This window comes from Pseudomonas sp. 10S5, from assembly GCF_035019745.1.
Classification (GTDB): domain Bacteria; phylum Pseudomonadota; class Gammaproteobacteria; order Pseudomonadales; family Pseudomonadaceae; genus Aquipseudomonas.
In genome coordinates, this window is record NZ_JASJVL010000001.1 from 25,719 (window position 1) to 39,930 (window position 14,212).

General features: G+C 55.4%; 7 protein-coding genes. All 7 read left to right on the forward strand.

Translation table 11 applies throughout. From position 1 onward, the window contains the following. Nucleotides 1–3: 3 nt before the first annotated feature. Nucleotides 4–11,316, forward strand: a complete 11,313-nt coding sequence (locus QN378_RS00145) for a filamentous hemagglutinin N-terminal domain-containing protein (protein WP_323546943.1) — start codon at nt 4–6, stop codon at nt 11,314–11,316. Further along, nucleotides 11,313–11,570 carry a hypothetical protein gene (locus QN378_RS00150; protein WP_323546945.1) on the forward strand — a complete coding sequence of 86 codons (258 nt, stop codon included), beginning with the start codon at nt 11,313–11,315 and terminating at the stop codon, nt 11,568–11,570. Before QN378_RS00145 ends, QN378_RS00150 begins: the two co-directional genes overlap by 4 nt. A 303-nt stretch (nt 11,571–11,873) precedes the next feature. After that, nucleotides 11,874–12,278 carry a hypothetical protein gene (locus QN378_RS00155; protein ID WP_323546947.1) on the forward strand — a complete coding sequence of 135 codons (405 nt, stop codon included), beginning with the start codon at nt 11,874–11,876 and terminating at the stop codon, nt 12,276–12,278. 25 nt (nt 12,279–12,303) lie between these two features. Then, complete coding sequence (locus QN378_RS00160) at nt 12,304–12,666, forward strand: hypothetical protein (protein WP_323546948.1); 363 nt, start codon at nt 12,304–12,306, stop codon at nt 12,664–12,666. Continuing rightward, a complete protein-coding gene (locus tag QN378_RS00165) occupies nt 12,666–12,950 on the forward strand; it encodes a hypothetical protein (RefSeq protein WP_323546950.1) in 285 nt (94 codons plus the stop codon). The genes QN378_RS00160 and QN378_RS00165 overlap by 1 nt, the downstream gene beginning before the upstream one ends. Nucleotides 12,951–13,275: 325 nt before the next feature. Beyond that, a complete protein-coding gene (locus tag QN378_RS00170; protein ID WP_323546952.1) occupies nt 13,276–13,725 on the forward strand; it encodes a DUF2247 family protein in 450 nt (149 codons plus the stop codon). Between the two features lie 132 nt (nt 13,726–13,857). Beyond that, complete coding sequence (locus tag QN378_RS00175; RefSeq protein WP_323546953.1) at nt 13,858–14,208, forward strand: hypothetical protein; 351 nt, start codon at nt 13,858–13,860, stop codon at nt 14,206–14,208. The last annotated feature ends 4 nt before the right edge of the window (nt 14,209–14,212 follow it).

Here is a 14,212-nt window from a genome sequence, read left to right on the forward strand (position 1 = left end):
TACATGGACGTTCATCAGTACGCTTTCCTCGCTCGCCAGTCCTCGGCTGAAATTGCGCCGCGTAAACATTTCCGGGGGATGTCAAAGCGTGGCATTGCGCTGATTCTGGCCAACGCGATGTTCTGGCAGCCGCTGTTGGCCCAGGCCGATGGCATTACGGTCAGTGCGCCGGGCACCACACTCGGGCAAGCGGGCAACGGCGTACCGATCGTCAACATCGCCGCGCCCAATGGCAGCGGTCTGTCGCACAACCAGTTTCAGGACTACAACGTCGGCGCCCAGGGCCTGATCCTCAACAACGGCACCAACAGCACGCAGTCGACCCAGCTGGGCGGGATTATCCTCGGCAACCCGAACTTTCACGGCAGCGCCGCCAGCACCATTCTTAACGAAGTTAACGGCGGCAATCCGAGCCAGCTTAACGGCTATACCGAAGTGGCGGGTCAATCCGCCCATGTGATCGTTGCCAACCCGTATGGCGTCAGTTGCAACGGCTGCGGCTTCATCAACAGCCCGCAAGTGACCCTGAGTACCGGCAAACCGATACTCGACGGCAACGGTAAGCTGGATCACTACCAGGTCGATGGCGGCAGCGTGACCCTTGATGGCGCGGGCCTGAACGCCACCAACATCGACCGCTTCGAGATCGTCACCCGCTCGGCCAAACTTAACGCCGAATTGCACGCCAAACAGCTGACCATCATCACTGGCCGCAACGACGTCGATGCGCAAACCCTGGCTGCCACTCCGCGCAGCGCGAGCCCTTCGGATGCTCCGGCACTGGCTATCGACTCCAGTGCATTGGGCGGCATGTATGCAGGCGCGATCAAGCTGGTGGGCACCGAAGCCGGTGTCGGGGTCAGGTTGGCGGGCAACCTGGCGGCCAGCGCGGGGGATATTCAACTCGACGTCAACGGCCACCTGAGCCTGGCGCAAACCGCTGCCAGTGGTGCGGTTAACGTCAAGGCCGCGAGCCTCGATGCCACTGGACCGGTGTACGCCGGTTCGAGTCTCTCCGTCAGCACCACAGGCGACCTCAACGTCCAGCAGAACCTCGCGGCGCGAAACAGCATCAGCCTGTCCAGCGGCGGGCAGTTGACCAACCTCGGCATCGTCGAAGCCGGGGTCAACGCCGACAACAGCCGTAACACGACGGGCGACGTCAGTGTCGTCGCCAACAGCTTCAACAACGGCGGCAGCTTGATCGCCAGTCGTAATCTGCAAGCCACCGTGGCGCAGACGTTGTTCAACCAGGGCGCCACCATCAGCGGGCAGGGCAGTACGCAAATCACCGCGGGCACGCTTGATAACCAGAATAACGGCCGGGTATTGAGCAACGGTGGTCTGAACCTCAACGTCGCTGGCCTTTTGAATAACCAGAACGGCTTGCTCAATGCCGTAGGGCTGCTGCAATTACAGGCGGGCGTGGTGCTCAACAACGCAGGTCGTATCGCCAGTCAAAGCGACCTGACCGCCAACATCGGCGCCTTGACCCAGCAGGCCGGTCAGTTGGTCGCTCAAGGCAATCTGGTCCTCACCGGCGCCACGCTGGATAACAGCCTGGGCGGTTTGGTCGGGGCGACAAAAGCGCTAAACCTTGCCGTCGGCACTGTCGACAACCGTGGCGGGGAAATTTCCAGCCAGGTCGACGTCACCGTCATCGCTCAGCACCTGAACAACAGCAACGGCGGCAAGCTGCTCGCTGGCACCGCGCTGGGGCTCACCGTCGATCACCTGATCAATCAGAACAAGGGGCTGATCATTGGCGCTACCTTGTGTCTTGCGGGCTCAGATCTCGACAACACCGGCGGCACTTTTTCCAGCAAGACCCAGCTGGCGCTCAATCTCTCTGGCGATGTAAACAACAGCGCCGGGCTGCTCAGCAGTGATGGCGTGTTGACGGTCAACGCCGCCAACCTGAACAACAGCGCGGGCAGTCTTTCCAGTGGCGAGGCGTTAACAGTTGCGGCCACTGGGGGACTCAACAATCAAGGTGGCTCTATCAGCACCGATGCCGGTCTGATCCTGACCAGCGCCAGTCTGGACAACCGCAACAGCGGTGTGCTGTCGGGCAAAGGCGCGACTCGCGTGAGCACCGCAGCCTTCGACAATAGCCACGGCGGGCGTTTGACCAGCGCTAACACGCTAATCCTCAACGCCACCAACGTGATCAACCAGGACACCGGGCGTATCGCCAGCGCCATGGCCCTGACCGCTTACCTCACGGGTCTTGATCAACAGGGCGGCGAGCTGTTCAGCAACACCTCCCTGAGCCTGGACCTGAACCACGGCCAGTTGAACAACCAGGGTGGGCTGATCAATGCTCCCGGTGCGCTGCTGCTGAAAAACCTCAACGGGGTTGCCAACCAGAACGGTGAAATTTCCAGCGCGCAGGCCTTTACCCTTGACGCCCAAAGCCTCGACAACAGCAACGGCAAGGTCCTGAGCAACCAGGCGCTGACGCTGCGTCTGGCCCAGGCGATGAGCAACATCAAAGGTCTGATTTCGGCTGCTGCATTGGACGCCCACAGCGCCAGTCTGGACAACACCGACGGTTTGCTCAGCAGCCATGACGGCTTGACCTTGAGCGTCGACGGCGCCTTGGTAAACCACAACGGCACCGTGATTGCCGACGGTAATCTGCTGCTCAACGCGGCCACGGCAGACAACAGCCTCGGCCAAATCGCCGGCAAAAAGGACGTTATTGCCAACATTGGCAGCTTGCAGCAACAAGGCGGGCAACTGATCGCCCAAGGCGCCTTGAGCCTGACCGGCGACAGCCTGGACAACCGTCAAAAAGGCCTGGTCGGCGCCACCTCGGGTCTGAATCTGACGGTAGGAAACATCGACAATCGCGGCGGCGAAATATCCAGCCAAGGCGCCATCGGCCTGACCGGCCAGCAACTGGACAACAGCGACGGCGGCCACATACTCGGCCGAACCCGCCTGTCGCTGGCCGTCGATAACGTCATCAATCGCAACAAAGGTCTACTGTCCGGCAACACCGGGCTGAGCCTGACCGGCACTTCGCTGGACAACGGCGGCGGCAGTGTACAGAGCTTGCACAGCATTGACGTCAACGTGCTGGGCACCCTGGACAACAGCCTCGGGCTGTTCAGCAGTGAAGGCACTTTAGGCGTGCGTGTTGGCGCATTGATCAACAGCGCGGGCAGTCTTTCCAGCGCGGGTGTCCTGAGCGTCAACAGCACCGGCGCGGTCCACAACCAGGGCGGGCAGTTGGTTACCGATGGCAGCCTTGATCTGCACAGCGTCAGCCTCGATAACAGCCAGCACGGCAGTATCAGCGGCAAAGGACCGCTGCTGATTCAAACCGGTGCCTTTGACAACCGCCACGGTGGTCGCGTCAGCAGTGCCGACAGCCTCGATTTAACCGCCGCGCAGCTGACCAACCAGGACGGCGGCAGCATCGGCAGCAACCATGCGCTGACCGCCAGCGTCACCGGGCTGGATCAACAAAACGGCAGCTTGTTCAGCAACACCGCGCTGACCCTTGACCTCAATCATGGTCAACTGAACAACCAGGGCGGCTTGATTAACGCGCCGGGCCCATTGCAGCTGAAAAACCTCAATGGCGTGGCCAACCAGGGCGGTGAAATATCCAGCGCCCAAGCGTTCAACCTGACCGCACAAACCCTGGACAACAGCAACGGCAAACTGCTGAGCAACCAAAGCCTGACCCTGCGCATTAATCAGGCATTGAGCAACATCACGGGCATGATTGCCGCAGCGGGCGTTGATGCCAGTGCCAGCACGCTGGACAACAGCGGCGGCACCCTGACCAGTCGCGGCGACCTTGCGCTGAACGTGACCGGTTCGCTGACCAACCAAAGCAGCGGCCTGATTAACGCAGCTCAGGCATTCAATGTCGGCGCTGCAAACATCAACAACCAAGCCGGCCTGTTGTTGGCCGGCACCACACTGACCCTCAACGCCGCAAACATCGATAACAGCGCCAATGGCTTGATCAACAGCCAGGGCAGCTTACTGCTGACCGCTAACAGCTTGAATTCCAACAATGGCGGCGAAGTGTCGGCCAAGGGCAATATCGGCCTCAACCTGAGCGCACTGACCCAGAACGGCGGGCGTCTGTTAAGCGATGCCGGGATCACTCTGGACCTTGGCAGCGGCGATATTGCTAACCAAGGCGGTTTGATCACCGCCAAAGGACCGCTGACCCTGAGTCGCCTACGCGACCTGAATAATCTCAACGGTGAAATCTCCAGCAGCCAAAGCTTCAACCTGAGCGGGCGCACCCTCGACAACACCAACGGCAAACTGATCAGCAGCAACCTGTTGGGCCTCAACGCTATCGGCTTGATCAACCAAAACGGTTTGATTTCCGGCTGGCAAGGTTTGACCGTTAGCGGCGGCAGCCTCGATAACCGCAATAACGGCACGCTGTCTAGCCGCAGCGGCGATGTGGGCGTCACCCTCAGTGGTGCGCTGCTCAACAGTAACAACGGCGCATTGGTCAGCCATAAAGCCCTGACCGTCAGCACCGCCAGCCTCGACAACAGCGGCGGCATTCTGTCCAGCGGCAGCGGCCAGACCTTGACCGTCAGCGGCCTGCTGAACAACGGCCAGCACGGCCTGATCGACAGCGGCGCAGCACTCATCGTGCAAGCCATGACCCTGGGCAACGCCGCAGGCGTGATTAATGCGCAACAAAACCTTAGCTTCACCGGCAGCGATCTGGACAACAGCGGCGGTACCTTGGCGAGTAACGCTGCCGTCACCCTCGACCTGCTGGGCGCCCTGACCAACACCAACGGCAAACTCGCCAGCGCCGGTGCGTTGTTGGTTCAACGTGCCAGCCAGATCAACAACCAGGGCGGCCAACTCGCCAGCCAAAGCTTGATGACCTTGCTCACTGGCGGCCTGAACAACAGCAACCACGGCACCGTCGCCGCCAGCGGCCAACTGTTGCTCACCGCCAGTGGCGATGTACAAAACAACGCCGACGGCCTGATCTACAGCCAAAACGCTGGCCTGCAACTGCAAGCCGGTAGCCTCGCCAACGGCACAGGTGCACTGCAAAGCCAGGGCGCGCTGGGCCTCACTGTTACGGGCGACATCGATAACCAAAGCGGGCGCATCATTGCGCAAAACGGTGACCTCACTCTCAACGCCAATAACGTCGACAGCCGTGGCGGGGTGCTCTCCAGTTTGCAAGGCGCTTTCACTGCGCACCTCACCGGCGTGCTGAAAAACGGTTACGACCTCAACAACAACCGCCAGGGCGGCATCACCCAGGCGCAAAACCTGAGCATCACTGCGCTGGGCGGCATCGACAACTACGGCGGTCGCCTCTCGGCGCAAACCGGCGACGCACTGATCACCACCGGCAACTTCGACAACCGCAACGGCGGCCTGTACGCCAAAGGCAAAATCAACCTCACCGGCAACACCTTCGACAACAGCGGCGACAACGACGGCCAGATCGCTGGCAGCCAAATCGACCTGACCCTGAGCGGTGCGCTGAACAACCGTTTGGGCATCATCGAAAGCGACAGCACCCTCAACATCACCGCCGCCAGCCTCGACAACCAGACCGGCAAACTCCGCGCCCTTGGCACCAGCGGCGCCACGCGTTTTCAGATTGGCAACCTGTTCGACAACCGCAACGGCACCGTCGAAAGCGCCAACAGCGACTTGATCCTCGCGGCGGGCAGCTTTCAGAACACGGGAGGCACGTTGCTGCATGTGGGCACTGGCACCTTTGATTTGTCGATGCCCAACGTCACTAATGCGGGCGGCAGCATCGTCACCCGCGGTGGCTTTACGCTCAATGCCGATACCTGGACCAACAGCAGCGTGATCCAGGCCGGGCGGTTGACGGTTAACGTGAATAACTTCACGCAGACCGCTGCCGGGCAGTTGTTGGCATCCGGTGCGTTTGTCGGAACGGGGGGCAATTGGAGTAGTGATGGGTTGATTGCCAGCGACGGCACCCTGAGCCTTAATTTGGGTGGCGCTTATGGCGGCAATGGACGGCTGAGCAGTGCCGCAATTCTTGGGTTGAGTGCCGGGCAAATCAACCTCGGCAGCACCGGCAGCATTGCGGGCGGCGGCACCACAACCATCAACACCAGCGGCTTGCTCACCAACTACGGGCGCCTCACCTCCAGCGCCGACCTGGTGCTGAACGCAGGCGGCGTCGGCAACAACGGCACCCTGGGCAGCGCCCAGCGCCTCACTGTTACCACCGGTGGCTTGCTTAACGACCACGGCTTGATCTTCAGCGGCGGCGACATGTCGCTACGCGTCAGCGACTTCAGCAACCGCTACGCCGACGTTTACAGCCTGGCCAAACTGAGCATTGATCGCGACGGCGCAGGCGGCCTTGCCAACAGCATCATCAACAGTTCGTCATCGATTCAAAGCGACGGCAGCATGAGCCTCGCCGCCAGCACGATTCAAAATATTCGGGCGGTGTTGACCGCTCATGACGCTGGCATCTACACCGCCGAAATTTACGAATTACCCTGCGTTGAAGGCCCCTACGTGGGCGATTGCAGCGGCAGCAAGGAAAACCACGTCTGGCAGCTCACCGAGCGCGACAAACTGGAAGTCACTGCCGCCAGTGCCGCTTCCAACATCACCGCCGGTGGCAACCTGAGCATCAACGGCGGCAACCTGCTGAACCAAAGCAGCAGCATCGCCACCAGCGGCAACTTGACCGCCGTGCTCAACAACTTCACCAACAGCGGCATCGAAACCAGCGACACCGAATACACGCGGATTTTCCGCAGCGAACGCACCGAAGATGCCAGTGGCTGGTCCAACGCCGCTGCCGCGCTGACCGATCAATACTGGTACCAGAGCGCCAACTACACCCCGAATAATTTAAGCGGTCTGGAGCCCGCGATCGCCAGCTTCATCGGCGCCACCGAAATCGAGATCACCTCGCTTAACACCACCCGCCAACTGACCGCCAGCGACCAAAGCTACTCGGCCATTATTCAGGCGGCGGGCGCGGTCAATATCAGCACCCAAAACAACTTCGACAACAGCGTGGTGCGCGCCGGTTACAACTACATCGGCAGCGGTCCACGGACCAACACCAATGCAGCGGGCAGTGCGTTTTCAACCCGCATCTCCCTGAACCAGCAACTGCCACCTGACCTTGCCCAACAACAGGTCAACCCGCTGTCGTTGCCGGGGTTCAGCTTGCCCAGCGGGCAAAACGGCCTGTTTCGCCTGAGCGGGCAGGGCGGCACTGCCACCGATGCTTCGCCGGCCAGCACGGGTCCGCAGAGCTGGACATTGGGCGGCGCTAACGTGTCCCTGGCCCAGCGCGACCAGACCGCCTCGGATACCCAAGGTCGCGGCATCCAACTGGGCAACGTCAGCCAGGCGTCGTCAGCTTCTCAGCAACTGGCCGGTGACGTTCGACAAGGCAGCGGTGTATCGGGCAGTGCTTCGGCGATTAACGTCGGCGCAACCAATGCCACCTCTGGCGCGCAAACCGTCGCTCGCGTACAAGGCATACCCACCAGCTCCAGCACCTCCCAGCCGCAAAAATACCTGATCGAAACCAACCCGGCACTGACCGACCTCAAGCAGTTCATGAGCTCGGATTACCTGCTGGCCGGTCTCGGTTACAACCCGGACGACAGCGCCAAACGCCTGGGTGACGGCCTCTACGAACAACGCCTGATCGAACAAGCCATCGTCGCTCGCACCGGCCAGGCTTTCATCGACGGCCAAACCTCCAACGAGGCACAGCTCAAGTATTTGATGGACAACGCCATCGCCAGCAAGAACGCGCTGAACTTGAGTGTGGGCGTGAGCTTGACCTCGGAACAGGTCGCGGCATTGACCCACGACATCGTGTGGATGGAAAGCGAAGTCGTTGATGGTCAGACAGTGTTGGTGCCAGTGCTGTATTTGGCTCAGGCAAACAACCGTCTAGCGCCCAATGGGGCTTTAATTCAAGGCTCTGACGTCACGTTGATTGCTGGCAAAAATCTCGACAACGCGGGCACGCTTAAAGCCACTAATAATCTTGCCGCCATGGCCGGAAATGATCTGGTCAACAGCGGTCTGGTGAGTGCAGGCAGTCGGCTTAGTTTGCTGGCGGGCAACGACCTGACCAACAAAGCGGGCGGCATTATCGCTGGACGCGACGTGAGCCTCACCGCAGTCAGCGGTGATGTGATCAACGAGCGCACCGTGACTACCCACAACAGCAGCAATGGTTATTACACCCAAGAGCGGCAATTCGCCGACAGCGCGGCTCGGGTCGAAGCGGGTAATGACCTGACGATTCAGGCGGGTCGCGACATCAGCAATTCGGGAGGGGTATTACAGTCCGGTCGAGACCTTGGCCTCACCGCTGGCCGCGACGTCAATATCACATCAGCTCAAGTGCTGAACAGCGACGCTCATGGCACTGACAACAACAGCAAAACCATTGTTCAAAACGGTTCCAGCGTCACATCGGGTCATGACCTGACGGTTCAGGCCGGGCGTAATGTGACGGCAGTTGCCAGCCAAATCAGTGCAAAAAATAACGTGTCCGTTGCAGCGGCTGGCGCCCTGACATTGGCCTCGGCGGCGGATGAACAGCATTCGTATGGCACGAGCAAGAAGGTCACCGCCCAGGAAGATCACGTCAGTCAGGTGTCGACGGTGGTGACGGCGGGGGGCGATGTGGTTCTCCACTCAGGGAACGACATGACGCTGGTGTCCAGCAATGTCAATGCAGGTAAAGAAGCGTATCTCGTCGCTGGTGGGAAACTAGGCTTATTGGCAGCGCAAGACAGCGATTACTCGCTGTATGACATGAAGAAAAGCGGCAGCTTCGGCAGCAAGGAAACTCAGCACGACGAAGTCACTGACGTTAAAAACATCGGCAGCCAGATCAAGACCGGTGGAGACCTCACAATAGTCAGCGGCAGAGACCAGCTGTATCAGAATGCCAAGATCGAAAGTGGCAAGAATCTGACCATCGACAGTGGTGGCAGCATTACGTTTGATGCCGTCAAGGATTCACACCAGGAAATTCACAACAAGAGTAGCAACAGCTGGGCATGGACCAGCATGGAGAGCAAAGGCCAAGTTGATGAAACCCTGCGTCAAAGCCAGCTGAGCGCTAAAGGCCAAACCCTTATCAATGCAGTTGATGGCTTGCACATCGATGTCAAGGACATCAACCAACAGAGCATAAGCCAAACGATAGACGCCATGGTGCAAGCTGACCCAAGCATGGCTTGGCTAAAAGATGTTGAAGCACGCAACGACGTGGATTGGCGCCAGGTAAAAGAGCTGCACGATAGTTGGGATGAAAGTCATTCCGGGCTAGGCGGCCCTGCAATGCTGATCATCATTATCATCGTGACCTATTTCACGGCAGGGGCAGCCTCAGGTGCGCTGGGATCTGCTGCCAGTGCAACCGCAGGTTCGACTTCGGCAATGTCAGCGGGGCTAGCCGCGACAGCAACAACACAAGCAGTCGCTGCTGGCTGGGCGAATGCGGCCTTGACTGCCGTACTGACTTCTGCAGCAAGTACTGCTGCAGTCAGCACCATCAATAACAAAGGCAACGTCGGCGCGGCATTAAAAGACACCTTCAGCGTCGATAATCTGAAGAACTACCTTGTCGCCGCTGGAGCTGCAGGTCTTACCACCGGCCTGTTCAATGACTGGACCAGCACCTCGACAGGCTCAGGCGCTGCGGTGACTGACTCGACCAAGGGGGCGTTAGCCAACACCGGCAAGGTTATCGTTTCCAGTCCCGGTGGCCTGAGCAGCCTGCAAGGTGTTACCCAATTTACCGAAAACCAACTGCTGCAAAACACCACTTCGGCGTTGCTCAATAAAGCATTGGGACGTGATGGCAGTCTTAGCGATGCGTTGCAAAATAGCCTGGTGAGTGCGTTTACCGCCTATGGTTTTAACCTCGTTGGTGATATCGGGGTGGACAACCACCTGCCAGACGGAGGGCTTGCAAAAATTGGCCTGCACGCCCTGATGGGCGGCTTGGCCTCCATTGCTGGCGGGGGTGACTTCAAAACCGGCGCTATGGCGGCCGGGGTCAACGAAGCATTGGTTAACAGCTTGGCTTCGGCCTATGCAGGGATGCCAAAAGAGGAAAAAGATCAGTTGCTGCTGATGAACGCGCAATTGATTGGTGTGCTCACGACAGCCGTTCAGGACCCCACTGCAGGCATCGGCAAGCTGCAACTGGGGTCTTCGATTGCGCAGAGTGGGACGCTGTACAATCGGCAATTGCATCCCGATGAAATTGAGTTTGCGAGCGACGATGCGCGTGTTCAACGGTTTGCAGCCGAGAACGGATTGACCCCAGAACAAGCCCAGCAAGAGCTGTTGCGCACGGCGGCGTCAATGGTAGATCGCGGCTGGAACAGTGTCCTAAGTGAAAAGGATGGCAACACAGCCAAAGCGGCAGATTTTCTCCGAGCAGAGCTGATTCAAGCCAAAAATGATCACCTGTTCCAAGTATCATTGGCGGACTACAACAATGAACGTGTTGGCTTGGTGGATCTGTTCAAGGATAAAGCGTCCTTGGATAAAGTGCTAAAAAACGTTGCCTTGGTCGATCCTCTCGATTATCGAACAGACGCCAAGTACATGCGGGAAGTGCTGAACGCCAAAGGGGAAGGTAGTCAGGAGGGATTTGTCCTTGGATTGGAAGGCGCCGCTAGCGGCGCATCGAAAACAGCGCTTTGGGCAATGGGCGCCGTCAATTGCCCGAGTTGCGCCGCTGAAGACATTCAGAATGCTTGGAACTTGGTCCTGAGCATCCCTGAAGAGTTGCGTTTAAAGGGGTACTTGGACAATCTATACATCATGCAGGGCGGTGGTGCGGACGTCATTAGGGGCAATGAGTCGGCCTCTACTTCGGCCGGTGTTGGTCTCGGGCTTGCAATTGATGGCGGTTTGGCTGGTGTCAAACTGCCGGAAGGCAGCGGTGCTATAGGTGCAAAAGGCATTCCCTCTATTCCTGACTCAGGAGCAAGCAGCGCAGCCAATGCTGCTAGACTCAAAATGCAAATGGTTGCTGAGCAGGCCGCCGGAGCAAGGGCTCCTACACAGATCACTAGCTATTCAAATCACGCATTAGAACAATTTGCAGGAAGAGACGGCGGCATTGGTGTAAGCCAGTCAGCACTCAGTGGAGCTTGGTCTAGTCCTCTAAAAGTTGAATATGTCCCTTCAAAGTACGGTCCAACATTTAGGTATACGGGTACGGATGCAGTCATAGTGGTCAATGCTGAGGGTAAAGTTATCACCGGTTGGGGAAAATCAGCAGCGGGGACCGGTAAATGAGTAGTCTCTTAACAAACGTCCAATTGCAGCTTTTATTTGCGTTGTGCTTTATGGCAGGAGAGCACCAACTGACACTGGCTGAGAAATTACTTAATGGGTCATTATCATCAAGTGAGGTGGATGAGGTTTGTGAGTTGATTTCTAATGAATTTTTGATAAATGGGATAGAGGAAAGCTTCGAGCCGAATAGTTATGGCCTTGAGCTAGAACTGCTTCTGGATGCGGTCAACAGAGGTCGTGATCAAGGTCGTTAGAGTTTCGTAATTTTTTGGTTCTTTGGTTGGTGCAAAAGGTAGTCCCCCAGAAATTAAGATGGTTGATGGTTTCTACCAAGCGGAAGGAACTCCATTCAAATTCTCTGAGTATTACTACAATCGCTTATGGTCGACTGGGCGTGGGGCACCTTTTGTTCAGGCGGATGAGGTCCTGAAAACGGCAACAACGGTTACCCCGGATAGGATGGCAGGATTCTATCGTTATACTAATGGTTCGATGGAGATGGTTTATAATCCTGTTACTAAAGAAGTTTGGCATCTTCAACCTTTAAGGTAGAAAAAATGTGCGAAATTACCATGCAGATTGTTTATTTTTTATTTGTGCATCAGAAGGGAAGGCGGCTTTCTGTTTTGGAATTCTACATAAATTATATTGATGGCGATTTGGCTTTTTCAGAAGATTTTTTACGTAACGAGCCTGCAATGTACGAAGAGCTTTTCTCTTTAGAGTGTAAAGGGTATGTGCTTGATCTGCTTGAAAAACTGATGACTGAGATGAAAGAGTTAAGGTTTGAAGAGTCAAGAGATATTTTAGATGGGGTGGAGTTCGTTCAGAATGTTGGCGCTACGGCATTGTGGAAATTTAATTGTAATTTGGATTCTGAGTTAGAGAGCTTTGTTAGAGAGTTTGATCGATTGGATGTCGTTGAGGAGAGAGAAAGATTGTATTCATTAGCGCAAGCTTAATGGTGCAAAAGCGATAGACGACTCTGTGTCCTATGCTAAATGGTGGGATGATCTAGCACAGCCAAAAAGCTTAACTGATAGAGAGGCTAGAGCTTGGTATTTATCTAAAGAAGCAGAAATTCCAATTCGTATTAACAGTAGTGCCTCCTTGGAGGAGCAGGCGAAGCAGGCTTTTGATATGAGAAATGATTTGAGGTCAACGGCACGAGAGTTCATGTCTAATAGGACATTGGCTGACTCCTTGAGCAAGACTGACCCAAATAGAACTTGGAGTGAGATTGTGAATAAATATTCGGGTCAAGGTCTGTCAGGAGATGAGTTATGGTCGAAGATCATAGAAAAATCACAGTCTTCTCGAGCATCTGTTAATAATGGGTTGGGAATGTAATGTTTCGATTTTCCGAGTCAAGTTCTGAAACTAATCATTTCATATTTTTCGATGATTATGAGGAGGAAAAATTTGAAGAGTTTGTGAGTGTTGTATTGAAAACTCTGAGTATCAAAGAAGAAGCCCGTAAATTTGGCCCATATTCAGTATTGGTTTCAACTTGTTATGAAGGCAATAACTTGATTTTGACTAGTGGATCCTTTGAAGGGTGTTTTATTTCCTTGGGGAGAAATGCAAGTGATTTATCTAAAAAGATAATCGAGAGATTTAATCGCGTAGATTGAGTTGGTGCAAAAGCAATTGATAACTCAGTCATAGGAAAGCCAAGAGTCGGGAGCGCAAATAAACTTCCTGATGGTCAGCACGGGTTTAATGACATAATTGATAACTATGCTGGTGATGCAGCGAAATTTGAGATACCAACCAAAGGACTAGGTGGCGAGGTGGTTAGGGTGTCAGAGTTAAGACAAATTGAAGGCAGCAATAACGGAGTTGGTGGGGTTTTTGAGTGGATTGTTGATGAAGGCAACGTGACTCATCGACGCTTTATCCCCGGTGGTCAAGTAACTGGCCTGCCTAACCAAATTCCGAAAAAATAAGGAGAAGGTAATGTCTCCACTTGGTGTATTGAGTAGTTTGGGCTTGGCTTGTTGGTCAACCATTTTTTTGGGATTTAAAAAGCGCTGGATAGGGCGAGAAGATATTTTTGAATTTGCCATGAATCAGCTTTTAAATGGTTGCGAAAGCGAGCGCGTTGCCATCATTGCTGGAGGCGAATATTTAAGCGATGAAGAGCTTCTTGAGGTTATCTCAAAACAAATGGAGATGGCGAGCTGTGTTGCCGAAATAGATAAGTGGCTTTTGGCTTTTCTACTTTGTATTGACTCGTCGAATGATAGTGACGAAGATAAAATAAATAGGCTTCAGGAAATCTATGCGGACTTTGATTATCCGGAGGATATGGCTTCGTGCAGTATTTACTCTCAAGATGGTGTTGACCCGCTTGTAGCAATGAGCCGAGTTGTGGAAAGACTAAGAGATAGGTTTTTGCTCCGGTAATTTGATGGTGCAAAAGGTACGGGGAACCCATCTGGAGCTGTAACAGATAGCGAAGCTGGCACCAGTGCATTACCAAAAGCAGGGTCGCTGACTGGGGACGTCGAGTTACCACCAAAAAATGCAAGCGCGGACATGGTTCGCTCGATCGAGCGTCAAAATGAAGCTGCTAGCGCCCTTGCGAAAGGTGGATATGACGTTGAACAATTGGCGAATACGGGAAAAGTAGGTCCTAATCCTGATTTGCGAATTAATGGTGAGTTGGCTGATGTGTTTTCGCCAATTACTAATAGTCCTATTTCGGTACTTAAGACAGTTACTAGTAAGGTTCAAGTACAGGCTGACAGTATTGTGGTAAATCTTGCAGACTCTCCCTTGAGTTTCGACGCAATAGAAGGCGCGCTACGGCTGAATCCTGTCGAGGGATTAAAAACGCTATATTTGATGAAGGGTGGGGAGTTCAGAGTGATAAAGGTTTCGAAATGACTAT

What these genes read in the sequence shown, in the direction of transcription:
- QN378_RS00145 (WP_323546943.1), top strand. Translation starts at nt 4, where the DNA reads ATGGACGTTCATCAGTACGCTTTCCTCGCTCGCCAGTCCTCGGCTGAA.
- QN378_RS00150 (WP_323546945.1), top strand. Translation starts at nt 11,313, where the DNA reads ATGAGTAGTCTCTTAACAAACGTCCAATTGCAGCTTTTATTTGCGTTG.
- QN378_RS00155 (WP_323546947.1), top strand. Translation starts at nt 11,874, where the DNA reads ATGTGCGAAATTACCATGCAGATTGTTTATTTTTTATTTGTGCATCAG.
- QN378_RS00165 (WP_323546950.1), top strand. Translation starts at nt 12,666, where the DNA reads ATGTTTCGATTTTCCGAGTCAAGTTCTGAAACTAATCATTTCATATTT.
- QN378_RS00170 (WP_323546952.1), top strand. Translation starts at nt 13,276, where the DNA reads ATGTCTCCACTTGGTGTATTGAGTAGTTTGGGCTTGGCTTGTTGGTCA.
- QN378_RS00175 (WP_323546953.1), top strand. Translation starts at nt 13,858, where the DNA reads ATGGTTCGCTCGATCGAGCGTCAAAATGAAGCTGCTAGCGCCCTTGCG.